The sequence below is a fragment of the Micromonospora sp. I033 genome, assembly GCF_053890995.1.
Genome location: NZ_JBSSLX010000017.1, coordinates 1 through 25,872, shown reverse-complemented (window position 1 = coordinate 25,872; position 25,872 = coordinate 1). Strand labels below are relative to the sequence as shown.

At 70.6% G+C, this 25,872-nt stretch carries 27 protein-coding genes and 1 pseudogene; 14 read left to right on the top strand and 14 right to left on the bottom strand.

Going from position 1 to position 25,872, the window contains the following annotated elements:
- Positions 1 to 65: 65 nt before the first annotated feature.
- From ACW0Q9_RS05260 to ACW0Q9_RS05245, 4 genes are read right to left on the bottom strand one after another with little or no spacing between them, the layout of a single operon-like run.
- Positions 66 to 1,052 carry an ABC transporter permease gene (locus ACW0Q9_RS05260; protein WP_456178798.1) on the bottom strand — a complete coding sequence of 329 codons (987 nt, stop codon included), beginning with the start codon at positions 1,050 to 1,052 and terminating at the stop codon, positions 66 to 68.
- Positions 1,053 to 1,064: 12 nt separating this feature from the next.
- Positions 1,065 to 2,072 carry an ABC transporter permease gene (locus tag ACW0Q9_RS05255; protein WP_456178797.1) on the bottom strand — a complete coding sequence of 336 codons (1,008 nt, stop codon included), beginning with the start codon at positions 2,070 to 2,072 and terminating at the stop codon, positions 1,065 to 1,067.
- Positions 2,069 to 3,091, bottom strand: coding sequence for an ABC transporter ATP-binding protein (locus ACW0Q9_RS05250; protein ID WP_456178796.1), 1,023 nt, complete (start codon positions 3,089 to 3,091; stop codon positions 2,069 to 2,071). The genes ACW0Q9_RS05255 and ACW0Q9_RS05250 overlap by 4 nt, the downstream gene beginning before the upstream one ends.
- On the bottom strand, positions 3,088 to 4,191 hold the full coding sequence (locus ACW0Q9_RS05245) for an ABC transporter ATP-binding protein (protein WP_456178795.1): 1,104 nt from the start codon (positions 4,189 to 4,191) through the stop codon (positions 3,088 to 3,090). The genes ACW0Q9_RS05250 and ACW0Q9_RS05245 overlap by 4 nt, the downstream gene beginning before the upstream one ends.
- Positions 4,192 to 4,459: 268 nt before the next feature.
- Between ACW0Q9_RS05245 and ACW0Q9_RS05240 the strand changes: the two genes are divergently transcribed.
- The 5 genes from ACW0Q9_RS05240 (at position 4,460) to ACW0Q9_RS05220 (ending at position 11,360) form a co-directional block, all read left to right on the top strand.
- Complete coding sequence (locus ACW0Q9_RS05240; RefSeq protein ID WP_456178794.1) at positions 4,460 to 5,896, top strand: TldD/PmbA family protein; 1,437 nt, start codon at positions 4,460 to 4,462, stop codon at positions 5,894 to 5,896.
- Positions 5,893 to 7,287 carry a TldD/PmbA family protein gene (locus ACW0Q9_RS05235; protein WP_456178793.1) on the top strand — a complete coding sequence of 465 codons (1,395 nt, stop codon included), beginning with the start codon at positions 5,893 to 5,895 and terminating at the stop codon, positions 7,285 to 7,287. The genes ACW0Q9_RS05240 and ACW0Q9_RS05235 overlap by 4 nt, the downstream gene beginning before the upstream one ends.
- A 238-nt stretch (positions 7,288 to 7,525) precedes the next feature.
- Positions 7,526 to 8,332, top strand: a complete 807-nt coding sequence (locus ACW0Q9_RS05230; protein WP_456178792.1) for a hypothetical protein — start codon at positions 7,526 to 7,528, stop codon at positions 8,330 to 8,332.
- Positions 8,333 to 8,342: 10 nt separating this feature from the next.
- Positions 8,343 to 10,253, top strand: coding sequence for a fumarate reductase/succinate dehydrogenase flavoprotein subunit (locus tag ACW0Q9_RS05225; RefSeq protein WP_456178791.1), 1,911 nt, complete (start codon positions 8,343 to 8,345; stop codon positions 10,251 to 10,253).
- A 3-nt stretch (positions 10,254 to 10,256) separates the two neighbouring features.
- Positions 10,257 to 11,360: a succinate dehydrogenase/fumarate reductase iron-sulfur subunit gene (locus ACW0Q9_RS05220; protein ID WP_456178790.1), complete on the top strand. Its 1,104-nt coding sequence runs from the start codon at positions 10,257 to 10,259 to the stop codon at positions 11,358 to 11,360.
- An 82-nt stretch (positions 11,361 to 11,442) separates the two neighbouring features.
- Here the strand turns inward: ACW0Q9_RS05220 and ACW0Q9_RS05215 are convergent, their stop codons facing one another.
- Positions 11,443 to 11,880, bottom strand: a complete 438-nt coding sequence (locus ACW0Q9_RS05215; protein ID WP_456178789.1) for a (deoxy)nucleoside triphosphate pyrophosphohydrolase — start codon at positions 11,878 to 11,880, stop codon at positions 11,443 to 11,445.
- A gap of 184 nt (positions 11,881 to 12,064) precedes the next feature.
- Between ACW0Q9_RS05215 and ACW0Q9_RS05210 the strand changes: the two genes are divergently transcribed.
- From ACW0Q9_RS05210 to ACW0Q9_RS05195, 4 genes are all read left to right on the top strand, one after another.
- Positions 12,065 to 12,373 (top strand): 4a-hydroxytetrahydrobiopterin dehydratase, encoded by a 309-nt coding sequence (locus tag ACW0Q9_RS05210; protein WP_456178788.1) that lies wholly within the window; start codon positions 12,065 to 12,067, stop codon positions 12,371 to 12,373.
- 130 nt (positions 12,374 to 12,503) lie between these two features.
- On the top strand, positions 12,504 to 12,836 hold the full coding sequence (locus ACW0Q9_RS05205) for a hypothetical protein (protein WP_456178787.1): 333 nt from the start codon (positions 12,504 to 12,506) through the stop codon (positions 12,834 to 12,836).
- Positions 12,837 to 12,928: 92 nt separating this feature from the next.
- Positions 12,929 to 13,291 (top strand): PH domain-containing protein, encoded by a 363-nt coding sequence (locus ACW0Q9_RS05200; RefSeq protein ID WP_091318309.1) that lies wholly within the window; start codon positions 12,929 to 12,931, stop codon positions 13,289 to 13,291.
- 1 nt (position 13,292) lies between these two features.
- Positions 13,293 to 14,018: a class I SAM-dependent methyltransferase gene (locus tag ACW0Q9_RS05195; RefSeq protein ID WP_456178786.1), complete on the top strand. Its 726-nt coding sequence runs from the start codon at positions 13,293 to 13,295 to the stop codon at positions 14,016 to 14,018.
- Between the two features lie 15 nt (positions 14,019 to 14,033).
- Here the strand turns inward: ACW0Q9_RS05195 and ACW0Q9_RS05190 are convergent, their stop codons facing one another.
- Positions 14,034 to 14,489, bottom strand: a complete 456-nt coding sequence (locus ACW0Q9_RS05190) for a hypothetical protein (RefSeq protein ID WP_456178785.1) — start codon at positions 14,487 to 14,489, stop codon at positions 14,034 to 14,036.
- 61 nt (positions 14,490 to 14,550) lie between these two features.
- Here ACW0Q9_RS05190 and ACW0Q9_RS05185 point away from each other — a divergent pair, with 61 nt between their 5' ends.
- The 3 genes from ACW0Q9_RS05185 to ACW0Q9_RS05175 all read left to right on the top strand — a co-directional run bounded on the left by ACW0Q9_RS05185 (position 14,551) and on the right by ACW0Q9_RS05175 (position 16,300).
- A complete protein-coding gene (locus ACW0Q9_RS05185; protein WP_456178784.1) occupies positions 14,551 to 15,267 on the top strand; it encodes a SanA/YdcF family protein in 717 nt (238 codons plus the stop codon).
- 35 nt (positions 15,268 to 15,302) lie between these two features.
- Positions 15,303 to 15,668 carry a hypothetical protein gene (locus tag ACW0Q9_RS05180; protein ID WP_456178783.1) on the top strand — a complete coding sequence of 122 codons (366 nt, stop codon included), beginning with the start codon at positions 15,303 to 15,305 and terminating at the stop codon, positions 15,666 to 15,668.
- 119 nt (positions 15,669 to 15,787) lie between these two features.
- Entirely contained in the window at positions 15,788 to 16,300 is a 513-nt protein-coding gene (locus tag ACW0Q9_RS05175; protein ID WP_456178782.1) for a GNAT family N-acetyltransferase, read from the top strand.
- On the opposite strand, the gene ACW0Q9_RS05170 is transcribed toward ACW0Q9_RS05175, so the two are convergent.
- The 5 genes and pseudogenes from ACW0Q9_RS05170 to ACW0Q9_RS05150 form a co-directional block, all read right to left on the bottom strand.
- A complete protein-coding gene (locus ACW0Q9_RS05170; RefSeq protein ID WP_456178781.1) occupies positions 16,290 to 17,078 on the bottom strand; it encodes a DinB family protein in 789 nt (262 codons plus the stop codon). The two genes, ACW0Q9_RS05175 and ACW0Q9_RS05170, sit on opposite strands and share 11 nt — an antisense overlap.
- 158 nt (positions 17,079 to 17,236) lie before the next feature.
- Positions 17,237 to 18,010 carry a dienelactone hydrolase family protein gene (locus tag ACW0Q9_RS05165; protein WP_456178780.1) on the bottom strand — a complete coding sequence of 258 codons (774 nt, stop codon included), beginning with the start codon at positions 18,008 to 18,010 and terminating at the stop codon, positions 17,237 to 17,239.
- 193 nt (positions 18,011 to 18,203) lie between these two features.
- Positions 18,204 to 19,072, bottom strand: a pseudogene (locus ACW0Q9_RS05160) (aminoglycoside phosphotransferase family protein).
- A gap of 149 nt (positions 19,073 to 19,221) precedes the next feature.
- Positions 19,222 to 19,356 carry a hypothetical protein gene (locus tag ACW0Q9_RS05155; protein ID WP_456178779.1) on the bottom strand — a complete coding sequence of 45 codons (135 nt, stop codon included), beginning with the start codon at positions 19,354 to 19,356 and terminating at the stop codon, positions 19,222 to 19,224.
- An 81-nt stretch (positions 19,357 to 19,437) separates the two neighbouring features.
- On the bottom strand, positions 19,438 to 19,701 hold the full coding sequence (locus tag ACW0Q9_RS05150) for a hypothetical protein (protein ID WP_456178778.1): 264 nt from the start codon (positions 19,699 to 19,701) through the stop codon (positions 19,438 to 19,440).
- A 1,023-nt stretch (positions 19,702 to 20,724) separates the two neighbouring features.
- Here ACW0Q9_RS05150 and ACW0Q9_RS05145 point away from each other — a divergent pair.
- Together ACW0Q9_RS05145 and ACW0Q9_RS05140 are read left to right on the top strand one after the other, a co-directional pair.
- Complete coding sequence (locus ACW0Q9_RS05145) at positions 20,725 to 21,924, top strand: low temperature requirement protein A (RefSeq protein WP_456178777.1); 1,200 nt, start codon at positions 20,725 to 20,727, stop codon at positions 21,922 to 21,924.
- Between the two features lie 1,295 nt (positions 21,925 to 23,219).
- Complete coding sequence (locus ACW0Q9_RS05140) at positions 23,220 to 24,401, top strand: low temperature requirement protein A (RefSeq protein ID WP_456178776.1); 1,182 nt, start codon at positions 23,220 to 23,222, stop codon at positions 24,399 to 24,401.
- A gap of 380 nt (positions 24,402 to 24,781) precedes the next feature.
- Here the strand turns inward: ACW0Q9_RS05140 and ACW0Q9_RS05135 are convergent, their stop codons facing one another.
- From ACW0Q9_RS05135 to ACW0Q9_RS05125, 3 genes are all read right to left on the bottom strand, one after another.
- On the bottom strand, positions 24,782 to 25,039 hold the full coding sequence (locus ACW0Q9_RS05135) for a zinc finger domain-containing protein (protein WP_456178775.1): 258 nt from the start codon (positions 25,037 to 25,039) through the stop codon (positions 24,782 to 24,784).
- Between the two features lie 59 nt (positions 25,040 to 25,098).
- On the bottom strand, positions 25,099 to 25,314 hold the full coding sequence (locus ACW0Q9_RS05130; protein ID WP_456178774.1) for a hypothetical protein: 216 nt from the start codon (positions 25,312 to 25,314) through the stop codon (positions 25,099 to 25,101).
- Between the two features lie 148 nt (positions 25,315 to 25,462).
- Positions 25,463 to 25,872: DUF933 domain-containing protein (locus tag ACW0Q9_RS05125; protein WP_456178773.1), on the bottom strand; the 410-nt coding region annotated here is incomplete at its 5' end.

The window sequence follows — 25,872 nt, the reverse complement described above, 5'->3', positions numbered from 1 at the left end:
GGAAAACTACGGTTTGTGTAACAGAGAGCGGTGGATTTCTCCACGCCCTGCCGGGCGCCGTTGCGCTATCGCAACCGGACCCGGGGGTCGATGGCGGCATAGAGCAGGTCGACCACGATGTTGGCGACCACGATGAAGACCGCCGAGATCAGCACGGTGGCCATGATGGTCGGCAGGTCACCGCTCTTGACCGCGTCCACCGCGGTGCGGCCGAGTCCCTGGATGCCGAAGGTGGTCTCGGTGATGACCGTGCCGCCCAGCGCACTGCCCACGTCCAGGCCGGCGATGGTGACGATCGGCGTGATCGCCGCGCGCAGCGCGTGCCGGCCGTACACCTTGGGTTTGGCCAGGCCCTTGGCCCGCGCGGTGCGGACGAAGTCCTCGGAGAGCGTCTCCAGCATCTGGGCCCGGGAGAGCCGGGCGTAGATCGCCGAGAAGAGGAAGGCCAGGCAGACCCAGGCGAGGACGAGCCCGCTGGCCCACTTCACCGGATTGTCGAAGATGGAGGTGTAGCCGGGTGTCGGCGTGATCCGCAGGTTGTAGGTGAAGATCAGGAGCAGCACCGCGCCGACGAAGTAGAGCTGCATCGAGGCGCCGGCCAGCGAGAAGCCGATGGCCAGCCGGTCCAGCAGGGTGCCCCGCCTCAGCGCCGAGATCATGCCCAGCCCGACGCCGAGCACCAGCCAGAGCACCGCCGCCGGGATGACGATGCTCAGCGTCACCGGGAGCACCCGGGTCAGGGTGTCGGTGACCGCCTCGCTGTTGACGTAGGAGTAGCCGAGGCAGGGGGCGTCGCACCGGCCGCCCTGGGAGCTGCCCAGGTCCCGACCCGTGACGATGCCCTTCATGTAGTTGGCGTACTGCTCGGGCAGCGGGTCACGCAGGCCCAGTTCCTCGCGGACCCGCTCCATCCGTTCGGCGTTGCAGTTCTTCGGGCACATGCCGCTGACCGGGTCGCGGGGCAGGCCGAAGAACATGAGGAAGCTGAGCACGCTCACCGCGAAGAGGGTGAGGACCGCGGTGAGCAGTCGGCGTACCAGGAATCGGGTCATGAGGCTCCACCCCTACCGGGACGACTTCGGGTCGAGCGCGTCACGCAGCGCGTCGCCGAGCAGGTTGAAGGCGAGCACGAGGATGAAGATCGTGACGCCGGGGAAGAACACGTACGCCGGGTCGGTCTGCAGGTACGGGATGCTCTGGAAGATCATCCGGCCGAAGTCGGCGGTGGGTTCGAGGATGCCGATGCCGAGGAAGGACAGCGCCGCCTCACCGGTGATGTACGACGGCACGGCGAGCGAGAACGCGACCAGGATCGGCGCCCAGAGGTTGGGCAGGAGCTGCCGGAACAGCATGTGCCCCAGCCCGGCGCCGCTGGCCCTGGCGGCCTCCACGAACTCCCGTTCGCGCAGCGAGATCACCTGACCGCGGACCAGCCGGGCGGTGCTCGTCCAGCCGAACGCGGCGAAGATGCCGATGAGCACGGTCACCTGGAACGCCGGCGGCACCTCCTCCCGCGGGCCGTAGAAGCGCAGCCCCACGGTCGGCACCACGGCGAGGGCGAAGATGAGGAAGGGCAGGGCCAGCGCCACGTCGGTGATCCAGCTGATCACCGTGTCGACGATCCCGCCGAGGAAGCCGGCGAGGATGCCGGCCACCACCCCGATCGCGGTGGTCACCAGGGCGGCCGCGAACGCGATGAACAGCGACGTCCGCATGCCGTAGATCATGCGGATGAAGATGTCCCGGCCGAGCCGCGGCTCCAGCCCGAACCAGTGGTCGCCGGTGATCCCGCCGACGTAGCCCAGCGGCATGCCGTTGCCGTCCAGGAGGTGCTGGAACTGCTCGTTCGGGCCCACCCCGTACAGCCTGGAGATCAGCGGCGCGGCGAGCGCCAGCACGACGAAGAGCACCAGCACGGCGCCGCTGACCATGGCCGTGCGGTCCCGGCGCAGCCGGGCCCAGGCGAGTTGGCCGGGTGACCGGCCGACGATGCCCTGCTCGTCGGGCTTCACGGGGTCGGCGGCCGGCTCCAGATCGGCCCGCGCCGCGCCCTCGACCGGGGACAGGCTCATTGCGACACCTCCAGAGGCTCGCTGGTCGCGACGCCGATCGGTCCGCTCTCCGGATAGTGGCAGGCGGCCAGCTGGCCGCCGCCGTCCCGGGTGACCAGCGCCGGTTCCTCGGTGGCGCACCGCTCCTGCGCCTTCCAGCAGCGGGTGCGGAAGCGGCAGCCGGACGGTGGGTTGAGCGGCGTGGGCACGTCACCGGTGAGCCGGATCCGGCCGGCGGGCCCGAGGGTGGTGACGTCGGGGATGGCCGACAGCAGGGCCCGGGTGTAGGGGTGCTGCGGGCGCTGGTAGATGTCGTCGCGGTCGCCGATCTCGACGATCTTGCCGAGGTACATGACGGCGACGCGGTGGCAGAAGTGCCGCACCACGGCGAGGTCGTGGGCGATGAAGACGAAGGCCAGGTCGAGGTCGCGTTGCAGGTCGCGCAGGAGGTTGATGACCTGGGCCTGGATGGAGACGTCGAGGGCGGAGACCGGCTCGTCCGCGACGATGAGCTTGGGCCGCAGGGCCAGGGCGCGGGCGATGCCGATGCGCTGCCGCTGGCCGCCGGAGAACTCGTGCGGGTACCGGTTGTAGTGCTCCGGGTTCAACCCGACCAGTTCCAGGAGTTCCTGGACGCGCTTCTTGGTGCCGCCGGGCGGGTTGATGCCGTTGACCTGCAGCGGCATGGCCACGATCCGCCCGACGGTGTGCCGGGGGTTCAGCGAGGCGTACGGGTCCTGGAAGATGATCTGCAGGTCCTGCCGCAGCGGCCGCAACTGGCCCCGGCGGGCGTGGGTGATGTCCCGCCCGTCGAACTCGATGCTGCCGGCGGTCGGTTCCAGCAGCCGCACCAGCATCCGGCCCGTGGTGGTCTTCCCACAGCCCGACTCCCCGACCAGGCCCAGGGTCTCCCCCGGCCGCACGTCGAAGTCCAGGCCGTCGACCGCCCGCACGGCCCCCTTGGCGCGGAAGCCCTCCCGCACCGGGAAGTGCTTCGTCAGCCCCCGCACGCGCAGCAGCGGCTCGGTCTCGGTGCTCATCGGGCCACTCCCACCTGGGCGATGTCCTGCTGGTAGAGCCGGGTGCGCTCCTCCGCCGGCAGGTGGCAGGCGACCAGGTGCCCCGCCTCCCCGGCCGCCCGCAGCTCGGGCACCTCGGTGCGGGAGCGGTCGCCGTTGCGGCCGGCGTAGCGGCAGCGCGGGTGGAACGCGCACCCCGGCGGCAGATTGATCAACGACGGCGGGTTGCCCGCGATCGGCAACAGGTCCGCGTCCGCGTCACCGTGCAGCGACGGCACGCTCGACAACAACCCCCAGGTGTACGGATGCTGCGGCCGCCGCAACACCTGCTCCACACTGCCGTGCTCGACCGCCCGGCCCCCGTACATGACCAGGACGTCGTCGGCCACCTGCGACACCACACCCAGGTCGTGGGTGATCAGGATGATCGCCGACCGGAACTCCTCCTGGAGGTCGCTGAGCAGGTCCAGGATCTGCGCCTGCACCGTCACGTCCAGGGCGGTGGTCGGCTCGTCGGCGATCAGCAGGTCCGGGTCGTTGACCAGCGCCATCGCGATCATCGCGCGCTGCCGCATACCCCCGGAGAACTCGTGCGGATACTGGTCGAACCGCTTCCCGGGCTGCGGGATCCCCACCCGGCCCAGCATGTCCACGGCCCGGGTCCGGGCCTCCCGCTTCCCGGCCCTCGGGTGGTGCACCCGGTACGCCTCGGCGATCTGCTTCCCGACCGTGTAGTACGGGTGCAGCGCGGACAGCGGGTCCTGGAAGATCATCGCCATGTCCCGGCCCCGCAGCCGCCGGACCTCCTCCTCCGGCATGCCGACCAACTGCCGGCCACCCACCGAGATCTCCCCCGTGATGGTGGCCCGCTTGGCGTTGTGCAACCCGAGGATCGCCAGCGACGTGACGCTCTTCCCCGAACCCGACTCCCCGACGATGCCCAGGGTGCGACCCCGCTCGACGGCGAAGGAGACCCCGTCCACGGCCTTCACCACGCCGTCCTCGGTGTCGAACCGCACCCGCAGGTCCCGGACCTGCAGATAGGGGCTCTCGCCGGGGCGCTGTTCCGGCACCTCGGGGCGGTCCGGCTCCCCGGACGGCACCGACTCCGACCTGCCCATGACCGCCTCCCTCAGTGACGAAGAGAACCTACAGCAAACTTCTGGAGGCGAAAATAAGCTACAAGCGGCGGCCTGTCAGCGACCTGAGAGTAACGACTGAGTTTCCGGTCTGAACAGCCCTCATCCTGGAGATTCACGCCCACCGTTGGCGAGCACGCCGGACGAGCCGGGTGCGTTGTTGGCGCTGACCGAGCCCGTCCGGGCGACGATCCGGCCGGAGGATCTCGTCCCCTGACGGATGTCGGCGAGGTCGCCTAGGGTCGGGCGCATGACCGGATTCGACGCGGCGAGCGCCGCCGTCCAGGCCGCCCTCGACGCGGGAGCCCGGTACGCGGACGCCCGGGTGATGCACCGCCGCTACGAGTCGATGTCGGCCCGCAACGGGGACATCGAGGAGCTGACCCAGGACGAGAGCATCGGGCTGGGCGTGCGCGCCCTCGTCGGGTCGAGCTGGGGCTTCCACGCCGTACCCGAGCTGTCGGACGCCGCGGCCCGCGACGCCGGCCGGCGCGCCGCGGCGATCGCCACCGCGAGCGCGCGGGTTCCCGGTCCGGCGATCGACCTGGTCCCGGTCGAGGCGACGGTGGCGAGCTGGGCGTCGGCCTGCGCGGTCGACCCGCTCGGCGTGCCGCTCTCCGACAAGGGCGACCTGCTGGTCCGCGCCACCGCGACGATGCGGGAGCACGGGGCCGACCTGGCCGAGGGGCTCTACCAGATCTGGGACACCGCCAAGTGGTTCGTCTCCAGCGAGGGGCACCGCATCGACCAGCGCATCCGGGAGTGCGGCGGCGGCATCTCGGCCACCTCGATCGGCGACGGCGAGACCCAGCGCCGGTCCTACCCGAGCTACCGCGGCCAGTACGGCACCACCGGCTGGGAGCTGGTCACCTCGCTCGACCTGGCCGCGCACGCCGCCCGGATCGCCGAGGAGTCCCGGGAACTGCTCACCGCCCCCGAGTGCCCGTCCGGCGAGACCGACCTGATCCTCGGCGGCGAGCAACTCGCCCTCCAGATCCACGAGTCGGTCGGGCACGCCATCGAGCTCGACCGGATCCTCGGCTGGGAGGCGGCCTTCGCCGGCACGTCCTGGCTGGACCTGACCCGGCTCGGCACGCTGCGCTACGGCTCCGAGCTGATGAACGTCACCATCGACCCGACCATCCCCGGCGCGCTCGGCAGCTTCGGCTTCGACGACGAGGGCTCCCCCGCGGTCCGGCGGGACGCGGTCCGCGAGGGACGCTGGGTGGGGGTGCTCGCCGGCCGGGACTCGGCCGCCGTCGCCGGCCTCGACCACGGCGGCAGCGTACGGGCGGACGGCTGGGCCCGGCTGCCGATGGTGCGGATGACCAACGTGGGTCTGGAACCGGGCCCGCACACGCTCGACGAGATCATCGCCGCCACCGACGACGGGGTGCTGATGGACCTCAACCGCTCCTGGTCGATCGACGACAAGCGGCTCAACTTCCAGTTCGGCTGCGAGGTCGGCTGGGAGGTGAAGAAGGGCCGCCGGGGGCGGATGCTGCGCAACCCCACCTACACCGGGATCGGGCCGGTCTTCTGGCGCTCGATGGACATGCTCTCCTCCGAGATCGTGCCGTGGGGCACGCCGAACTGCGGCAAGGGGCAGCCCGGTCAGACCGGGCACACCGGCCATCCGGCCGCCCCGGCCCGCTTCCGCAACGTCCGGGTGGGGGTGCGGGCATGAGCGAGCTGGACCTCGCCGGCCGGGTGGTGGAGCTGGTCCGGCGGCTGGCCGGGCCGGACGCCCAGGCCGAGGTGGTGGTGAGCCGGGCCGACCTGGCACTGACCCGGTTCGCCAACTCGTTCATCCACCAGAACGTCGCCGAGTCCGTCACCACGGTCCGCCTCCGGCTGCACGCCGACGGGCGCACGGCCGCGGGCAGCGGCAGCCTGGTCGACCCCGACGGGCTGACCGCGCTGGTCGAGCGGACCCTGACCGCGGCCCGGCTCGGCCCGCCCGACCCGGCCTGGCCGGGGCTCACCCCGCCGGCGCCGGTCCCGTCCGGCGCGGCCGTCGACGAGGCCACCGCGGCCGCCTCACCCGACGAGCGGGCCGCCCGGGTACGCGCCTTCGTGGACGCGGTCGAGGGGCTGGAGGCCGCCGGCTACTGCCGCACGGCCCACCGGTCGGGGGCGTTCGCCAACTCGGCCGGGCACTGGGCGGTGGGGCGGTCGGCCGAGGCGGCGATGGACGGCATCGCCCGCACCGGCGGCGCCGACGGGGTGGCCCGGCACTGCGCGGACCGGCTGGCCGACCTCGACGGCGCGGCCCTGGGCGCCCGGGCGGCGGCGAAGGCGCGGGCCGCGGCCGACCCGGTCGAGCTGCCCCCGGGGCGCTACGAGGTGGTGCTCGAACCGGCCGCCGTGGCCGACCTCCTGCAGAACCTCGCCTGGTACGGCTTCAACGGCAAGCGGTACGCCGAGCGGCAGTCCTTCGCCGAGCCGGGCACGGCCCAGTTCGACCCGGCGGTGACCCTGGTGGACGACCCGCTGCACGCCTCCGGCCTGCCGTACGACCTGGAGGGCACGCCCCGCCGGGCGCTGACCCTGGTCGAGGCGGGCATCACCGAAGCCGTGGCGCACGACCGGCGCAGCGGCGCCGAGGCGGGCACCGGGTCCACCGGGCACGGGATGGTCGGCGCGTCGACCTTCGGCCCGCTCCCGCGCAACGTCCGCCTGCTGCCGGCCGGCGACCCGGCGGAGGTCGCCGCCGGGCAGCTCAGCGCCGGGGTGACCGGCGCGGTGGCCGACCCGGACACCGCCGCGCTGGTCGCCGGCATGACCCGGGGCCTGCTGGTCAGCGACTTCTGGTACACCCGGGTGCTCGACCCGAAGCAACTGGTCGTCACCGGGCTGACCCGCAACGGCGTCTGGCTGGTGGAGGACGGGGTGCCCACGCGGGCGGTGCGCGACTTCCGGTTCACCGAGTCGTACCCGCGGGCGATGGGCCCGGGTCGGGTGCTGGGCCTCGGCCGGGCGCCGGCCCGCCAACCGGACCGGGTGGACGGCTTCTGGTGGGAGACCCCGGCGCTGCGGTTGGCGTCCTGGAACTTCACCGGCGGCGCGTCCGGCTGACGGTCCAAGATATTGATCTTGGTCCGGGTCTTTCCAACCTCCGGGACACACGGGACACTGCGTTGCGCGGCCGGGCCGCGAAGATCGGCGTAACGTGTGTCACTTAGCTGCGCCGGTTCGCCGGTGCGGTCGTTGGTGTGCGCAAGACGTGGCAGTGGACGCGGTCTCGCCGGTCCGCTGACCGGTACGGAAGGTGTGATCCGCCGCCCCCGCGAGGGCGCCGTCAGGGAGACGACTAATGACATCAACGGCAACGAGGCCGCGGGGAGCGCGCGGGCGCGCCGCGATCGCGGCCAAGACGTTGCGGACCGACCGCTGGTGGCTCGCGCCACTGATCACCGTCGTCGGGCTCAGCGCCTGGGTCATCTACGCGACGGTCCGGGTCTTCATGCACAAGTGGTACTGGGTGGACCAGTACCACTACCTGACGCCGTTCTACTCCCCCTGCGTCACCGAGCGGTGCGTCGAGGGCTCCTCGCACTTCGGCAGCTTCCTGCCGGGCTGGTGGATCATTCCGGACGCGGCGCTGACCCTGCCGTTCCTGCTGCTGTTCCGGCTCACCTGCTACTACTACCGCAAGGCGTACTACCGGTCGTTCTGGCTGTCGCCGCCGGCCTGCGCCGTGCCGGACGGGCACCAGGCGTACGGCGGGGAGACCCGGTTCCCGCTGCTCGGCCAGAACCTGCACCGCTACTTCTTCTACGCTGCCGCGATCATCTCGATCATCAACACGTACGACGCGATCTACGCGTTCCACTCGCCCAAGGGCTTCGGCTTCGGCCTGGGCAACCTGGTGCTGCTGGTCAACGTGGTGATGCTCTGGGCGTACACCATCTCCTGCCACTCCTGCCGGCACATCATCGGCGGGCGGCTCAAGCACTTCTCCAAGCACCCGCTGCGCTACCGGGCCTGGACGGGCGTGTCCTGGCTGAACGTCCGGCACATGCAGCTCGCCTGGATCACCCTCGGCACCCTGGCGCTGACCGACTTCTACGTCATGGCGGTGGCGGCCGGCTGGTTCAACGACCTGCGGTTCATCAACTGAGAGCCTGGACATGACTGAGACGCGAATCGAACGACACCACTACGACGTCGTCGTGATCGGGGCCGGCGGCGCCGGCCTGCGCGCGGCGATCGAGGCCCGGCTGGCCGGCAAGAAGACCGCCATCATCTCGAAGTCGCTGTTCGGCAAGGCCCACACGGTGATGGCCGAGGGCGGCGCGGCGGCCGCCATGGGCAACGTGAACTCCCGGGACAACTGGCAGGTGCACTTCCGGGACACCATGCGCGGCGGCAAGTTCCTCAACAACTTCCGGATGGCCGAGCTGCACGCGAAGGAGTCGCCGCAGCGGATCTGGGAGCTGGAGACGTACGGGGCGCTCTTCGACCGCACCAAGGACGGGAAGATCTCCCAGCGGAACTTCGGCGGCCACGAGTACCCGCGGCTCGCGCACGTCGGCGACCGCACCGGCCTGGAGCTGATCCGCACCCTCCAGCAGAAGATCGTCTCGCTCCAGCAGGAGGACAAGCGGGAGTTCGGCGACTACGAGGCCCGGATCAAGGTCTTCTCCGAGACCACCATCACCGAACTGCTGCTCGACAACGACCGGGTCGCCGGCGCCTTCGGCTACTACCGCGAGTCCGGCGAGTTCATCCTCTTCGAGGCCCCGGCCGTGGTCCTCGCGACCGGTGGTGTCGGTCGCTCCTACAAGGTCACCTCGAACTCCTGGGAGTACACCGGGGACGGTCACGCGCTGGCGCTGCGCGCCGGGGCGACGCTGATCAACATGGAGTTCCTCCAGTTCCACCCGACCGGCATGGTCTGGCCGCCCTCGGTGAAGGGCATCCTGGTCACCGAGTCGGTCCGCGGTGACGGCGGCGTGCTGAAGAACTCCGAGGGCAAGCGGTTCATGTTCGACTACGTCCCCGACGTGTTCCGCAAGCAGTACGCGGACAACGAGGCCGAGGCGGACCGCTGGTACAAGGACCCGGACAACAACCGGCGCCCGCCGGAGCTGCTTCCCCGCGACGAGGTCGCCCGCGCCATCAACAGCGAGGTCAAGGCCGGTCGGGGCACGCCGGCCGGCGGCGTCTACCTGGACATCGCCTCCCGGCTGCCGGCCGAGGAGATCCGCCGCCGGCTGCCCTCGATGTACCACCAGTTCAAGGAGCTGGCCGACGTCGACATCACCAAGGAGCCGATGGAGGTCGGCCCGACCTGCCACTACGTGATGGGCGGCGTCGAGGTGGACCCGGACTCCGGCGCGGCGTACGGCACGGTGCGCGGGCTCTTCGCCGCCGGTGAGGTCTCCGGCGGCATGCACGGCTCCAACCGGCTGGGCGGCAACTCCCTGTCGGACCTGCTCGTCTTCGGCAAGCGGGCGGGCGGCCACGCCGCCTCGTACGCCGACCAGCTCACCGCGCGCCCGGCGGTGTCGGTGGCGGCGGTGGAGGCCGCCGTGGAGACGGCGCTCGCCCCGCTCCAGCGGGACACCGGCGAGAGCCCGTACGTCCTCCAGCAGGACCTCCAGGCGGTGATGGGGGATCTGGTCGGCATCATCCGGCGGGAGGGCGAGCTGGTCGACGCGCTGAGCCGGCTGGCCGAGCTGCGCGAGCGGGTGGCCAAGGTGAGCGCGGCCGGCGGCCGGCGCTACAACCCGGGCTGGCACCTCGCCCTGGACCTGCGCAACATGCTGGTGGTCTCGGAGTGCACCGCGAAGGCCGCCCTGGAGCGGCAGGAGTCGCGCGGCGGGCACACCCGGGAGGACCACCCGGCCATGGACCCGAAGTGGCGGCGGGTGAACCTGGTCTGCTCGCTGGACGGCGATACGGTCCGGCTGAGCCACAAGCCGCTGCCGAAGATGCGCCCGGAGCTGATCTCGCTGTTCGACCGGGCCGAGCTGGCCAAGTACCTGACCGATGGGGAACTCGCCGAGTTCGACGCCCTCACCGAGGAGGAGCGCTGAGGAATGGGAACTGACAAGACGCAGGCGACCGGCAAGCCGGGCGCGAAGCGACCCTTCCGCATCTGGCGGGGCGACGAGAACGGCGGCGAACTGCGGGACTACACCGTCGAGGTCAACGAGGGCGAGGTCGTCCTCGACGTGATCCACCGGCTCCAGGCCACCGACGCGCCGGACCTGGCGTGCCGGTGGAACTGCAAGGCCGGCAAGTGCGGCTCCTGCTCCATGGAGATCAACGGTAAGCCCCGGCTGAGCTGCATGACGCGGATGTCGACGTTCGAGGAGGGGGAGACCGTCACGGTCACCCCGCTGCGCACGTTCCCGGTCATCCGGGACCTGGTCACCGACGTCTCGTTCAACTACGAGAAGGCGCGGGAGACCCCGGCGTTCGCGCCGCCGGCCGACGTGGCCCCGGGCGACTACCGGATGCAGCAGGTCGACGTTGAGCGCTCGCAGGAGTTCCGCAAGTGCATCGAGTGCTTCCTCTGCCAGAACGTCTGCCACGTGATCCGTGACCACGAGGAGAACAAGCAGGCGTTCTCCGGTCCCCGGTTCTTCATCCGGGCCGCCGAGCTGGACATGCACCCGCTCGACGCGAAGACCGACCGCAAGGAGTACGCGCAGTCCGAGATGGGACTGGGCTTCTGCAACATCACCAAGTGCTGCACCGAGGTCTGCCCCGAGCACATCAAGATCACCGACAACGGGATCATCCCCATGAAGGAGCGGGTCGTCGACCGCAGGTACGATCCCCTTGTGTGGCTTGGTAGCAAGATCTTCCGGAGGGGTCAGGTGCCTCAGACCAGCGTGACCAGCGGGCATTCGAGCGGCGCCGTGACCGCCCCCGCCGCCCACGGCGGGGTGCACTCGCACGCCGGCGGCTCGCACGACACGGCGGCCGAGCGGCAGGCGCAGCAGGGCGTCAACTGGCACCGCGAGGTGCCGCACCCGACCGCTCCCGCCGTCGACGTCAACGGCAAGCTGCCGCTGACCGAACTGACCTTCGACCGGGCCGCCGCGCCGTCGCCGTTCGGTGACGACGTGACCTTCCCGCTGCCGCCGGAGCACCTGAACTTCGCCCACCCGCAGCAGGACGAGCCGAAGCACTGAACAACACGACGACAACGACGGGGGCCGCGGCGGATGCCGCCGGCCCCCGTCCCGTTTCCGCCCCCGCGTCCGCTTCCGTTGCTCAGGCGTCGGTGAGCAGCGGGCGCAGGGCGGCGACGATCGGCACGTCGGCCGGCAGCCAGGGCACCGTGTCGAGTTCGGCGGCGGAGAGCCAGCGCAGCTCGGAGTGCTCCAGGGCCTTGGGCTGGTCGCCATGGAGGAGGCGGGCCACGTACACCCGCAGGACGGAACGGCCGTGGGCCATCCGCACGTCGCGGCCGAGCCGCGTGCCGATCTCCACGCGGACGCCGAGTTCCTCGGCGCACTCACGGACCAGCGCGTCGGTCTCGGTCTCCCCGGGCTCCACCTTGCCGCCGGGGAACTCCCAGCGACCGGCCACCTCCGGTGGCGCGGAGCGCGCGCAGCCCAGGACCCTGCCGTCCACGATGATCGCCGCCCCGACGACAACCCTCGGCTCTCGTCGGTCCTGCCCGTTCCCGCTAACCCGTTCGGTCCGCACGGGCGTCCAGCGTGCCAGATCAATCGGCGGTTTGGGTAGCTGAGTCGACCGTCAGGTCAGCAGAACACGGAAGTGTGGGCGTGGACACACCATCTGTGCGACGACAGACTAGAGGGCGTCGACTGGGACACGGGATGGCGACGATTTGGCCACAAGCCGGCAACGACGCCTGGGAGGTGCGGTGATGCGCGTGCTGTTCAACGGCCGGGCTAAGCACGACTACCTCAGTGACGCCCTCGCCCTGCTGTCCGGGTGGACCCGCGAGGGCGAACAGATCCGCCGCACGATCGTCCTCGACGACACCCAGCACGCCGCGCTCACCGAGCGGGTCGCGGTGGTCGCCGACGCGCTGCGCCTGCGCCCGGAGATCAGCCGCCGGGCCGACCGCACCCAGATCAGGGTGGGCCACGGCGACGGCGAGCCGCTCACCGAGGGTGAGGTTCTCCTGGCCGCGCGCATCGAGGACGCGGTCCGGGCGGTCACCGCCCCCTGAGCGGCCTTCTGACAGGTTCCTGAAAGTTTCCGGTTAGCAAGTAATCCCGTCGGGGTAGCAAGTCCGACACCGGGGGCCAATGACCCCCCTTCGAGGACGAACTACGTGATACCCGACTGAGGAGCTGACCATGACGACGCCCACCGCGGCCACCAACCGGGCCACCGACCACGCGCACACCGCTCACGTCGACCGCGACGTCCGGCACCTGCACCGGCACGGCGAGGAGACCAAGCCGGCGTGGAAGACCACCGAGCTGGCGGTCTACCTGCTCTCCGTGATCGGCGTCCTGATCGCCTCGAACGCCGTCGGCGACGGTGCCGCGAACAACGGTGGCGACTACTTCGCCGCCGACAAGGCCTGGTGGTACATCACCCTGCTGACCGTCGGTTACCTGATCAGCCGCGGCCTGGCCAAGGCCGGCAGCCGCAGCCGCGACCACGACCCGCGCGTCGACCACTGACCCGCGCCTCCCGCGGCCCCGTCCTGCTGGACGGGGCCGCCGTCGTGCACGGGGCTTCGGCCGGCTGGCGCGCCCCGCCTACCGTCGGGGACATGGCCGACCCGACGTACGACCGCAGGGAACAGTTCCAGCAGATCCAGAGCGGGCTCCTGCCCGGCGAGCAGATCATCGCCGTCTACGACGCGATCGGCACGGGCACCGGGTTCATCGGCCTGACCGACCGCCGGGTCATCATCCAGGACCGCTCCTTCGTCGGGAAACGGTACGCCATCACCAGCATCCCGTACGCGAAGATCACCAGCGTGAGCGTGGTGAGCAACAAATCGTGGGGCGGCTCGTTCTTCTCCACCGGGGCGATCGCCGTCCACGTCGGCACGCACACCTACGAGGTGGAGTTCCGGGGCGCGCAGAAGGCCCACCACGTGCACAACGTCATCCTCCACCACATCTCCTGACGTGCCGGTCGACCTGCCGGCGGCGCTCTACGACGCGGACAACGCGTGGGGGCGCGACGACGACTTCTTCCTCCGCTTCGTCGGGGCGGCGCCGACCCGGGTCCTCGACCTGGGCTGCGGCACCGGACGGCTCACCGTGGCCCTGGCCGCCGCCGGCCAGCGGGTCACCGGCGTCGACCCGGAGCCCGGATCGCTCGCCGCCGCCCGGGCACGGCCCGGCGGTGACCGGGTCACCTGGATCCCGGGCACCGCCGCCGACCTGCCCGACGCCGCGTACGACGTGGCCGTGCTGACCAGCCACGTGGCACAGGAGATCCGGGACGACGTGGCGTGGGCGGGCACCCTCCGCCACCTACGCCGGGCCCTGGTCGACGGCGGCCGGCTGGCGTTCGACTCCCGCGACCCGGCCGCGCGACGCTGGGAACGCTGGAACCCCGCCGACTCCCGCCGCCGGCTCACCCTGCCCGACGGCACGACTGTGGACGCCTGGACCGAGCTGACCGCGGTGCGCGACGGCCTGGTCAGCTTCCTGCACCACTACCTGCTGCCCGACGGGGCGGAGGTGCGCCAGCCGGGCACGCTGCGCTTCCGCACCGAGGCGGAGCTGCGAGCGGCTCTCGCCGGGGCCGGCTTCACCGTCGAACGGGTGCTCGGCGGCTGGGCCGGGGAGCCGCCCGGCGCGAGCGACGACGGAGAACTGATCGTCCTCGCCCGCGCGGCGCGGTGACCCGGCCGGAAGGCATCAGCGGCGGTAGGCCAGACGGAAATCGAGCGCCCAGTCAGTGCCGTCGGTGGACCGCTCCCAGCGGCCGTCGATCGCGGCGCCGTCCTCGCGCAGTGTCCCGATGAACCGCTGGTGGAAGCCGGGCGCCTCCCGCCACATGCGCCAGACGCCGTCGGCGAACGTCATCCGGTAGACCCGGTGCACGCCGCGGGCGTCGGCGTAGAGCACGGTGAACTCCTCCCCCGAGTCGTCCAGGCCGACGAGCTGGGTGGTGGGCAGCGGGTTGTTCTCCCGCCACGCCTGCGGCGCCGTCTCCGGCACCGGCTCCGCGTCGCTGAACTGGCGGAGGAACCGGCCGTCCTCCACCCAGGCGAACTCCGTCCAGCCGGCACCGAGACCCTCGACCTCCGGCTGCACCGTCCACCGTCCGACGAGCACGTCGAGCCGCGCGAGCGCGGGATGCCGCTTCCCCATCGTCGTCCTCCTCCTGCCGCTGGGAACCCGGTGCGCTCTCCCGCCTGACAGAATCGCCCGCATGCGGGGACGATTCGCACGGGTCAGGGGATGGTGCACCAGCCGCAGACCGACCGTACGCCGGATCCGCCGTGTCCTGGTGGTGGTCGTCGCCGGTGCGGCGCTGCTGGCCGCCGGCACCGCGGCCAGCGTGGCGTGGGTCCGCGGCGGCGCCGAGGGGCACCTCTTCACCGAGGCCGACGTGCCGGAGGCCCCGGTGGCCCTGGTCCTGGGCACCATGGTGGAGGCCGACGGCACCCCGTCGCCGTTCCTCGCCGCCCGGCTGGAGATCGCGCAGCGGCTCTACGCCGCCGGCAAGGTCCGGGTCATCCTGGTCTCCGGCGACCACATGAACTACGACTACGACGAGCCCGACGCGATGCGGCGCTGGCTGGTCGACCGGGGCGTGCCGGCGGAGAAGGTGGTGCTGGACCACGCCGGCTTCGACACCTACGACTCCTGCGCGCGGGCCCGCCGCATCTTCGGCGTGGACCGGGCGACCGTGGTGACCCAGTCCTTCCACCTCCCCCGCGCCGTGGCCGTCTGCCGGCACCTCGGCGTGGCCGCCAACGGGGTGGGCGACGACACCGCCCGACGCTACGGGCAGGGCTGGCGGATCAGCGCCACCCGGGAGTACGGGGCCTGCGTGAAGGCCGCCGTGGACGTGTTCTCCGGTCGCGACCCGGTCCACCTGGGTCGCCGGGAGACCGGAGTGGACGACGCCCTGCCCGCGGGGTGACGCCCGGCCCGGCCGGACGGCGGTAGGGTCGCGGCGTGGTGAAGCTGGCCGAGGAGACGCTGGCCGCGGTCGGTCGGATGACCGTCGCGGCGACCGAACTGGAGCACGTGCTGTCCCGGCTCGGCGCGGGTGACGCCGACGCCGACGAGATCTTCGCGCGGGCCGGGGCGCCGCTGCTCGCCGCCCGCGCGGCGGCGCGGTCCGCCCCGCCGGCGATCCGCGACGAGTACGCCAACCTGGTCGAGGGGGCGGCGACCCAGCTGGCCGTCGGCCAGGCCGCGCTGCGGGCGGTGTGGCGCGGCGGCCGGACCGACCCGGCGCTGTTCGACGAGATCACCGCGCGACTGCTGCGCTGCCGCGACGCCCTGCACGACCGGGTCCTCGTACCGACCGAGGGTTGAGAGAGCCGCTTTCCCGGGCGGCGGCGGAGGGACGGCCCGGGTGCCTTCGCGGACCTCGGCGCCCACCGCCCGGGGCGCCAGGCGCAGAGGCCGGCCAGGGCCGGCGCTATCGTCGGCGGATGCCCGAGCTGATCGCACCCACCGTCCGGATGCACACCGCCTGGCTGGCGGCGCACGACGAGTGGGGTCCCGGGCGCCACGAGGACGGCTTCGGGCTGCGCCCCACGGACGAGGTGGTCTCCCCCGCCGGGTTCGCCGCCTGGGTGGCCCGGCTGGCCGACGACCGGACGCCGGATCCGGGCGAGGTGCGGTGCACATACCGGTGGATCGTCGAGGATGACCGGGTGCTCGGCGGGATCGCATTGCGGCACGAACTCGACGACTTCCTGCTGCGGGTCAGCGGCCACATCGGCTACGGCATCCGACCGTCCGCCCGGCGGCGGGGCCTGGCCACGTGGGCGCTGGGCCGGATGCTCGACGAGGCACGAAGGCTCGGCCTGGACCGGGTGCTGGTCATCTGCGCAGACGGGAACGTCGCCTCGGCGCGGACCATCGAGCGCCAGGGTGGCGTCCTCGAAGACACCCGGGACACCGAACCGGGGCCGGCACGGCGCTACTGGATCACGCTCTGAGCACGTCCCCGCGGGCCGCCAGTGCGTTCAGGTCGCGCTGCGCGTACAGCCGGTGCTCCCACTCCTCGTTGAGCACGATCAGCAGGCACTCGCGCACCGGGTAGCTGCGGGGCTGCGGCCAGCCGGGGCCGTCGACCGGCTCGGTGTGGGCGGCCAGCGACTCGTCGGTCAGCGCCTCGATGATCTGGCGCACGGTCGACATCCGGTCGTCGCGCAGCGCGAGCACCGCGTCGAGTGAGGGCCGCGCCGCCCGGTCGCGCGGCACACCGGGAACGTCCGGCATCTCGTCCCAGGGCAGATCCAGGGGATCCCACGGCGACGGATCGCCGAGGATCGCCCGCCGGACCCACCCGTCGGTGGCGAAGACCAGGTGCCGCAGCGTCTCGATGAAGGACCACTCGCCGTCGACCGACTCGTGCAGCAGCTCGGGCCGCAGCCGGCGCGCCCGTTCGACCGTCTCACCCCAGAGCCGTTCGAGGATGTCCCATGCCGCCCGGAAACCGGCCGGGTCGGTCGGGCGCATCCGGGCCCGGTCCGGATACCGCCGGTCCAGCTCCGCCTCGACCAGCGGCCCGACGTCGACGCCGTTGATCGTCAGATTCTCGATGTCGCCGTGGATGTCGACGCCGACCAGCTCGACGCCACGCATGGTGGCCCCGCTCAGGTCGACACCACGGAACCGGGCGCCGGACAGGTCGACGGCACGGAACTCGGTGCCGCTGAGGTCGACCCGCTCGAACCGGGAGCCGCGCAGATCGGCGGCATTGAATTCGGCCACCCGGGCAGGCTAAACCCGAGGAGCCTGACATGTCGCGCCCCGGAAGACCCGGCGGCGCAGCTCAGGGCGGGTCTCAGCGGGCAAGCCGGCTTCGAGGAAGGACGAGGTGCCGGCGGTACCGGCGTCCGTGTCCGTGCCGGACGCCGGTACCGGTCGGGTCAGGCCGGTCGCGTGGCGGCCCGGACGAGGTGCCGGGCCAGGAACTCGTTGTCGACCCCGACCCAGCGGATGGTGCGATGGTCACCCGGGTTGGCGTGCAACGTCTTCTCCGTCGAGGCGAAGGCGTCGAACAACGCGAGAGCGGACTGGCGGTCGACGTGCTCGTCGTCCCACGGGAGCAGGAACTGGATCGGAACGGTGATCCGTTGCGCCGCCTCGATCAGCGCCTCGTACACGAAGAACCCGCCACCGAAGATGGCAGCGGTGATCCGGGGTTCGATCGCCGTCAGCGGCACCCCGATCGCGGTGCCCAACGATATTCCGCCGCCGTAGCCGATCGGCGCTCCGGTGCCGATCTCGGGCAGTTCCTGGAGGGCGTCCAGGGTCGCCTGCCATTCCGGTACGGCACGCTCCGCCAGCGAGGTGACGTAGCGAACACTGACCGACTCGAACCGCTCGGTGTCGCCAACCGCCCGGGCCTGCCGGAACTCGGCGCGGGCCAGCTCGTCCTCGGCCGTGCGCGGGCGGTCGCCGTGTCCGGGCGCATCGATGGCGACCACGGTGAAACCCCAGGTGGTCACGGTGTCGTGGGCGCGGGCCACGAGTGCCGGCGTCTTCTTGTGCAGGCCGCCACCGTGACCCATCAGCACCAGGGGCGCGTGATCGGAGCCGGATACGGGCGACCAGAGCACGCCGGGGACCTCGCCCACGAGGAAATCGCGTTCGACGACGCCGTTCGACGAGGTCTCCGCAATGAAACACACAGAATGCATGGGTTGGTGCCTTTCGGGAGTGCCGTGGTGTTGAGGCGCTCCCGGCGACCCCTACGTCAACCGCCTGACCGTGACGACGAGGGGAGCACCCACGTGCGTACAACGTTCATGGGTCTCACCTCCTCGTGCCGGTGTCACGGCTCGGGCACGTTACCAACCCGAACGCGGCCCCACCCAACCATTTCCCGTCGACTCAGGCGCGGTCGGACAGCACCTCCCCCACCGCCCGCCGGCCGACGGCGTACATCGTGGGGTTGGTCTCCCGGTAGTAGGTCAGCGCGCTGATGAAGGTCAGCGCCCAACCCTTGCCGCGCGCCCAGGTCGCGTCGTCGAACCCGGCCGTTTCGCGGAACACCGCGCGGGAGTCGGCGTCGAGGAGCGTCCACGCCGCCATGGCGTCGCAGGCGGGGTCGCCGACGCCGGCCGCACCGAAGTCGATCAGGCCGCAGAGCCGGCCGTTCCGGACGAGGACGTTGCCCGCAAGCAGGTCACGTGTGTCCAGACGGGCGGACCGTCCCAGGCCGGGGCGGCCAGCGCCGCCTCCCAGACCGACAGGACCGCGTCGGTGTCGACCGTGCCGTGGGCGGCCGCGGTCCACTCCCGCAGGTACGCGTCGCGGCTGCTCAGTGGCCCGCTGCGGTACCCGGCACGGGCGCCGGTGGTGTCCGCCCGTCGCAGGCCGGCCACCACCTCGCCAAGGTCGGCGGCGAAGCGTCGCGGATCGGTGTTGCCCTCGGTCGGATGTCCGCCGTCGAGCCAGCGGTAGACCGACCACGACCACGGATAGCCCTCGCCCGGTCGGCCGACGGCGCGCGGCTGCGGCACCGGGACCGGCAGGTGCCTCGCGAGCACCGGCAGCCATTCGTGCTCGAACTCGACCTGGTCGATCGCGGCTTCGATGCGGGGCAGCCGGACCGCGAGTTCGTCACCGAGCCGGTAGATCGCGTTGCCCGTGCCGCCGGAGGGCACGGGCGTGACCGGTTGGTCCGCCCACTGCGGGAACTGCCCGGCGATCCGCCGTCGGACCAGGGCGCTGTCCGTGCGCACCTCGTCCTCGTGCATCAGTCCACCGGCCATTCCGAGCCCTCCTCCGGTCGCGGGTCGCCCGTGCACGCTAGCCGCACGCGGCACCCGTGTCCGGGGATTTGTCCGTCGCCCGGTGCGACAGAGCCCATCGGCGGGCCCGCGCTCACTTCGCCCCCGGACGGCCGTCATCCGAAGTGGAAGCCGAACGGCAGCAGGAATGGCAAGTAGGTGATCCAGATCGCGGTCGGCTGGCCATCGCGGCCGACGTGGCTCGCCGTCGCCGCGGCGATCGCGCCCACGGTGAGGCTCACGAACACCACGATGGCACTCCTGTCGGCACGCCGGAGCACTGCGAACGCCCTTCGCTGGAGAGACGTGATCTAAGCGCTGCTCCCGCCGGCTCAGTCGCCGTCCTCGCCTCTTGCCCCTCGCCGCTCCTCGCGCCACAACTCGTGCCCACGCATCAGCCAGCCAACCCAGAACACCGCGAACAAGATCAGGAAGCACGCGAACAGCACAACGGCGAGCACTGCCGCGATCGGCTGGAACCGACCCCCATCGCCGTTCCATCCGCTCGCCGCGAGCGCTCCAAGGCCGGCACTTATGATCATGAAGACGACGAGGCCCGGCCGGTCGACCGGGTGAGGCTCACGGGGCAGACGCAACTCGGCTCCTCGGTCAGCACACGAGACGTCCACCCACGGCCGCCTCCGATGGCCAGCATCGTTGCAGGACCGAGCCAGAGATCAAAGACCGAGAATTCGGCTCCCGTGGTCCGGGTCAGCCTGCCGGAGAACAGGCCGGAGTCAGACGTTGAAGCGGAACTCAGACGGGCGCTCGCGTGACCTGCGGCAGGCTACTCGACACGCTGGCCATGCCCCGTCTTGGTCTCATGTCGTTGGTGGTTGGTTGCCGACGTCTCACGCTGTCTTGTGCCCCGTGTGTGCCCCAAGCCCGGCGAGCGGTACTTCCTCCAACGGCGGAAACTTCCCCCCGTCATGCCGCCGCCTACCGCACCTAATATCGCCTCGTTGAAGGGCCCTGGTTGCTCCACGTACCCCAATGCGACCATGAGGCCCGCCCCTGCCGTCATCACGCCCGCAGCGAGCACAGCGAGGTAGAGGAGGCGACCACGCATCCCAGCAGTAAATCAGACCTACACAACCCCTCGCTTGTAAGGCGCTTCCGGCAAAGGTCGCAGGGTCCGCTGACGTCCACAGGGTTCGGCTCCAGAGCGCCAGCCGTCCGTACTCGTCCGGCCTCAGCCAACACCGTTGATGTCAGCGACTGATGTCAGGTCGCCGCTTCTGACGCACCCTGCCCGTTGAGGGCTGACCCCCGCCGGGGGGATCCGGTCACAAGCTGTCGGCTGGTGCTGGCTGGTGCCGGCACGCGTTGGCGGGCAGGTGCCGGGCCTCGTCGGTTGACGTTCGGGTCCGGCCCCCATCAAGGGTCGCGCTGCTTTCTTGCTGCCTCACTGCCTGACGGTTCGCTTACAAGATCTGTGCAGGTCGTCCGGATACGTCCCCGTCCGGGACCTCGGGCGACTGTCAGCGCTCGGCGACCGGCGGCTGTCCTCGTCCGGGCTTGCTTGCAGGCCCCTTCGCCCACCTGTTTCGGCATCGACGCCCCGAAGTGGTGGTATTACTGCCTAGACACGAACACAACTGGTAGAAGCGGGCGTTCTGATGACGACAAGCAGGGCGGCCGCGCTGCTGCGGAAACCGGGGCAACCAAAGCGGGCGACCTTCCTGGACCTCTTCTTCGACCTGGTGATCGTCTTCGCGCTCACCCGGGTCTCACAGCGGCTACTCGCGGACATAACTTTCCAGCGGCGAGTTATCCTCACCGAAGTCGGCCAGACGCTGGTGGTGCTGTTGGCCCTGTTGATCGTCTGGTTCGTCACAGCGTGGGTAACGGATCTGTACGACCCGACGCGCCCGGAGATCCAGCTGGTGGTCGTCGGGACCATGTTCGGCGCCCTGGTGATGGCGGTCGCGGTGCCCCAGGCGTTCGGCAATCGGAACCTGGCCTTCGCCGGCGCGTACGTCGCGATCCATATCGGCCGTCACCTCGTCCTCGTGCCGGCCCTACGCGGCCACAAGGCGCAGCGCCGATCGACGGCGGTTCTCCTGTGGTTCGCGGTATCCGCCGTGCCGTGGATCATCGGGACGACCTTTCCCGAGAGTCCAACACGTGGAGTGTTGTGGACGCTGGCGATAGCCATCGACCTCGCGGGAGCCATGCTGCTCTGGCCCGCACCGTGGGTTGGCCGCATGACATCCGAGTGGCCCGTCGTGGCCGAGTACCTGTCCGAGCGCTACCGGCAGTTCTTCATCATCGCCCTCGGCGAGTTGATCCTGGTCACCGGTATCACCTACAGCAACAAATACCTCCCAGGAGGCCACGCCGCCGCGTTCGGAGTGGCGTTCGCCACCACCGCCCTGCTCTGGCGGATCTACATCCACCGAGCCGGCGAGCTGCTGCCCGATGCCATCGCGGCGGCTCCCGAGCCAGGCCGACTCGTCCGACGGGCGATCCTCGCTCACCTGCTCATGGTGACCGGCATCGTCGCCGCCGCCGTCGGCTTCGAGCTGGTCATCGAGCATCCCTTCGGACATACCGACTCGGCCTGGATCGGCGTCATCCTCGGCGGACCGGTCCTGTTCCTAGCCGGACGCGCCCTCTTCGAGTACGCGGTATTCGCCCGGGTGTCCCGCTCCCGGCTGACCGGGGCACTCGTGCTCGCCGGCATCTCACCAGCGATGATCCTGCTGCCGCCACTGGCCGTCGCCATCACCGCTGCTGTCGTCCTAGCCGGCATCGCCACCTCCGACGGGCTCCGCGCCAAGGGACGCCCACCCGAACTGCCGTCACCGCCCCGCTAGACAATGACCTGCGGCGCAATGCTCAGCCCAGAAAGGGACGCCCCCCGCCGGGGGGAGCCTGGTCGTGATTGTCAGCCAGTGGCGACGGGTGTCATCCCGCCCGCTTACGCACGGTAGCTACGTTGTTCGTTGCGCCCACTGTCGTCGTGCAGCGGGCTGTTTGCTGACTCGCTGCTGACTCCCCCTGACTCCGACATCTCGATTACAAGTTCTGTGCGTCGCGTCCGCACGCGTCCGGCAACGGCTGCACCCGCGGAGCTTCGTCCATACCAGCGCTCGTCAGTGTGCGGCCGTCCGGTCGCGTTGCTGTCAGCGTTGCTGTCGACAGCCGTTCCGCCGCCACCCCAGACCGACCCCCGCCGGGGGGATGCGGACCGAGGCTATCGGCTACTGCCGCATGTTGGCGGCCAGAGGCGTCCCGCAGGTGCTTGCCGTCGTTGATTGACGATTGGAGCCAACTCAGATCAAGGCGCGCGCTGCATTCTCGCTGCCTCCTGGCCGCCCTCGCCGCCGCCGTCGTGCTGCTCGGCGTCGCCCTCGCCGACGCCCGGAAAGCCGCCGGCGGCCCACCAGAGGCACCATCCCCATCCGCCTAGCGGGGACCAGCCGGACGGGGCCATCAACCAAGCCGCGGGCAGGAGGCAGCGTGTCGGCAGAGACTAGCTCTGGCGGGCCCAAACGCTCTCCGCTAGGGCCTGCGTGTAAGTCCTTGCCGCCGGCGATGCCAGGTACTTCTTCTCTTCGAGGACTCGCCTTAGCCAGGCTGCCTTGTTGTCAGACGGAACTTCCGGATGAAAGCCTTCAAGCTCCCCAACTGGCACTAGGAAGATGCCAAGGCTGCGCAGGTAAGCGTCAATCCGATCGAACGCTACGATAGCCTGCCCTCGCAACCAACTTCTGCCGACCTTCTTAAAGGCTTTCCAACCCGTGCTCGGCGTGACCAGCTTACGAATAGAGTTCAGGTCACCCGAGGTCAAGAACCGATCCCGCCTTTTCTCCAAAATCTCCTTCATGTGATGCTCAAAATTGCTCCGTTCCACTTTCTCGCCGCCTGTTCTGATTGCGTATCAGGACCTGGGTGACACTCCGCCACCTGTAGCACGGGCCGGCACCTAAGCGAAGCTCGGCGGCCTGATCCGCCCGGGCAGCGAGGGAAGCGCTGGCCTCTAGCGTCGCCTCCACGTGCAACGCGACCCGCTCGACCTCTGGCCACACCGACCATCCGCACTCCACCAGCGCTTGGGCGTGGTACGACTGCTCAAAGCACCACAGAAACGGCAGAAACGGGCGAGCGGATGACGACTAGGGCAGCCGAGTTCCTGCGACCATCCGGGAAACCACGGGCGACGTTCCTGGAACTGTTCTTCGACCTCGTGTTCGTCCTGGCACTCGCACAGCTGTCACAGGCACTACTGCAAAATCTCAGCTGGACCGGCGTCTTCCAGACGCTGGTGATGCTCCTCGCCCTCTGGGCCGTTTGGGCCAACACGGCAGGGCTCACCGACAGATTGGACCCACAGCAGCCACTGATACAGCTGCTGGTGATCGCGACCATGTTCGGCACCCTGATGATGGCCATCACGGCGCCCGAGGCGTTCAGCGACCAAGGCATGACCTTCGCCATCGCATACGTCGCAGCCCAGATCAGTCGCAACGCCGGCGCCGTGCTCGTCGTGCGAGGCCACGAGGCGCGGGGCGCCTTCGCGCGACCGCTCTTCTGGTTCGGCGTATCCGCAGTGCCATGGATCGCCGGCGCTGTCGCACACGACACGGCGCGTGGAGTGCTGTGGGCGCTGGCGGTAGCCATCGAGTACGGCGCACTCGCACTCGGCTTGCCCACACCGGGGCTGGGTCGCGCGTTCACCCGGAAGGCCGAGTTCGCGGTCTCCGGCGCGCACGTGGCCGAACGCTTCCAGCAGTTCTTCATCCTCGCCCTCGGCGAGCTCATCCTGGTCACCGGGCTGACCGCCAGCCGCAGCAGCTTCGAGCCCGACCGCAGAGCCGCGGTCGTTATCGCGTTCGCCACCACGGCGTTGCTGTGGCGGATCTACATCCACCGCACCGGGGAACTGCTGGCGGATGCCATCGCGGCCGCCCCCGACCCAGTCCGCGCCTTGATCACGGTGGTAAACGTCCATCTGGTCATGGTCGCCAGCATCGTCGCGATCGCCGTTGGCAACGAACTCGTCATCGAGCACCCGTCCGGCGACCCCCAGCCGGCCTGGACCGCCGTCCTCCTCGGCGGTCCCGCACTGTTCCTCGTTGGACGCGCCGCCGTCGAGTACGCGGTATTCAGCCGCGTGTCCCGGAGTCGGCCGATCGGGGTACTCCTGCTCGCCGCCATCTCACCTGCGGCCTTCTTCCTACCGCCGCTGCTGGTCGCCATAGCGCCAGTCCTCGTCCTGGCCGGAATCGCCGTATCCGACGCGATCCGCGCCCGAGGACGCCCACCCGAGCGGCCGTCACCACCCGCCTAGCCGAAGTGTCACCCACGTCCCGAGACTGATTTGTCACGCACGTCCTGAGACCCGACACCGCCGGAAGCCGGCTGACTCGTACGCCTGTTCGACTAGATTAGTGCCGGTGGAGGTACGGGGACGCTGGTGGAACGGGTCGTGGGGCCGTATGGCCCGGCGGGACATCTGGCTGCTCTCCGACGGCCGGCTGTGGCGAGTGCGAGGCCGCCTGGGCGGCGACGAAGGCCGGGAGGTCTCGTACGACTTCTCGGATGAACCCGCTGCCGTTCGATGGTTGACCGGATGATGAAGACCTCGGCCGGCACCTGGCGGGATCTCACGGAGGCGGTCCGGCAGGAGTCCAACCGCCGGCAGGCTCACTAGATAGTCGTCGTCGCCCTCTATTCCCTGGTCCGCTCCGGATGCACACCGCCGACCATGTCGTGCCCCGGCAGTTTGATGCACTGCCTACCTGGCTCGGCCCCGCACACCGGGCAGGGCCGCCAATCCTCCACCGGGCCGGGGTCATGTCCGAGCTCGCGAGCCATGCGGCTGATTTCTTCCGCCGCGCGGTGCAGGTCGTCGTCCCGATACCGGGTGGCGGCCCGATGAATCTCACGCACCGCCTTCTTCGCACGCTCCTCCCTGGAGTCCGGCATGGCGGCGCCATTCCCGAGAGGCGTGACTCGAAACCCACCCAGCTACCTGCCGGTAGCGCTCAGCGGCAGGTGTCTGCCCGGACGTGCACACCGCACCACGCGGGCAGCTCGGCCGCCCACACCCGCCAGCCGCCGGCGTCTCGCCGAGTCTCGAACCGCCACGGGTGGGCTGTACCGCTGAGGTTGACCTGTTCGTTCCACCAGACCGCATGGACCTGGGCGGTCACCGTGGCGCGGTCGTCGGCCTGGTCCTCGACGCCGATCGGTCCGACCACTTCAAGCCCTGGTCCTGTCCACGTACGGGCATCTGATGCCGGACTCGGAGGAGCGCACCCGTCGGGCGGTCGACGAGGCGTGGGGTTGTGCCCCTGGTGTGCCCCGAAGCGAGGGCACACCCTCCTGACCTGCGAGAACGGGCCTGATTCAGACGTTGAAGCGGAACTCCACCACGTCGCCGTCCTGCATGACGTACTCCTTGCCCTCGATCCGGACCTTGCCGGCGGCCTTCGCCGCCGCCATCGATCCGGCCTCGACCAGGTCGGCGTAGGAGACCACCTCGGCCTTGATGAAGCCGCGCTGGAAGTCGCTGTGGATGACCCCGGCGGCCTCCGGCGCGGTCGCGCCCACCGGGACGGTCCAGGCCCGCGCCTCCTTGGGGCCGGCCGTCAGGTACGTCTGGAGCCCGAGCGTGCGGAAGCCGACCCGGACGAGCTGGTCGAGCCCCGGCTCGGACTGCCCGATCGACTCCAGCAGCTCGCGGGCCTCCTCCTCGGGCAGGTCCACCAGCTCGGACTCGATCTTGGCGTCCATGAAGACCGCCTCGGCCGGGGCCA

Coding starts and splice junctions, on each gene's coding strand:
- ACW0Q9_RS05165 (WP_456178780.1), bottom strand. CDS start 18,010: ATGCATTCTGTGTGTTTCATTGCGGAGACCTCGTCGAACGGCGTCGTC.
- ACW0Q9_RS05175 (WP_456178782.1), top strand. CDS start 15,788: ATGCCCGAGCTGATCGCACCCACCGTCCGGATGCACACCGCCTGGCTG.
- ACW0Q9_RS05185 (WP_456178784.1), top strand. CDS start 14,551: ATGCGGGGACGATTCGCACGGGTCAGGGGATGGTGCACCAGCCGCAGA.
- ACW0Q9_RS05200 (WP_091318309.1), top strand. CDS start 12,929: ATGGCCGACCCGACGTACGACCGCAGGGAACAGTTCCAGCAGATCCAG.
- ACW0Q9_RS05230 (WP_456178792.1), top strand. CDS start 7,526: ATGACATCAACGGCAACGAGGCCGCGGGGAGCGCGCGGGCGCGCCGCG.
- ACW0Q9_RS05245 (WP_456178795.1), bottom strand. CDS start 4,191: ATGGGCAGGTCGGAGTCGGTGCCGTCCGGGGAGCCGGACCGCCCCGAG.
- ACW0Q9_RS05210 (WP_456178788.1), top strand. CDS start 12,065: ATGCGCGTGCTGTTCAACGGCCGGGCTAAGCACGACTACCTCAGTGAC.
- ACW0Q9_RS05240 (WP_456178794.1), top strand. CDS start 4,460: ATGACCGGATTCGACGCGGCGAGCGCCGCCGTCCAGGCCGCCCTCGAC.
- ACW0Q9_RS05250 (WP_456178796.1), bottom strand. CDS start 3,091: ATGAGCACCGAGACCGAGCCGCTGCTGCGCGTGCGGGGGCTGACGAAG.
- ACW0Q9_RS05135 (WP_456178775.1), bottom strand. CDS start 25,039: ATGCCGGACTCCAGGGAGGAGCGTGCGAAGAAGGCGGTGCGTGAGATT.
- ACW0Q9_RS05235 (WP_456178793.1), top strand. CDS start 5,893: ATGAGCGAGCTGGACCTCGCCGGCCGGGTGGTGGAGCTGGTCCGGCGG.
- ACW0Q9_RS05205 (WP_456178787.1), top strand. CDS start 12,504: ATGACGACGCCCACCGCGGCCACCAACCGGGCCACCGACCACGCGCAC.
- ACW0Q9_RS05255 (WP_456178797.1), bottom strand. CDS start 2,072: ATGAGCCTGTCCCCGGTCGAGGGCGCGGCGCGGGCCGATCTGGAGCCG.
- ACW0Q9_RS05220 (WP_456178790.1), top strand. CDS start 10,257: ATGGGAACTGACAAGACGCAGGCGACCGGCAAGCCGGGCGCGAAGCGA.
- ACW0Q9_RS05260 (WP_456178798.1), bottom strand. CDS start 1,052: ATGACCCGATTCCTGGTACGCCGACTGCTCACCGCGGTCCTCACCCTC.
- ACW0Q9_RS05145 (WP_456178777.1), top strand. CDS start 20,725: ATGACGACAAGCAGGGCGGCCGCGCTGCTGCGGAAACCGGGGCAACCA.
- ACW0Q9_RS05140 (WP_456178776.1), top strand. CDS start 23,220: ATGACGACTAGGGCAGCCGAGTTCCTGCGACCATCCGGGAAACCACGG.
- ACW0Q9_RS05190 (WP_456178785.1), bottom strand. CDS start 14,489: ATGGGGAAGCGGCATCCCGCGCTCGCGCGGCTCGACGTGCTCGTCGGA.
- ACW0Q9_RS05225 (WP_456178791.1), top strand. CDS start 8,343: ATGACTGAGACGCGAATCGAACGACACCACTACGACGTCGTCGTGATC.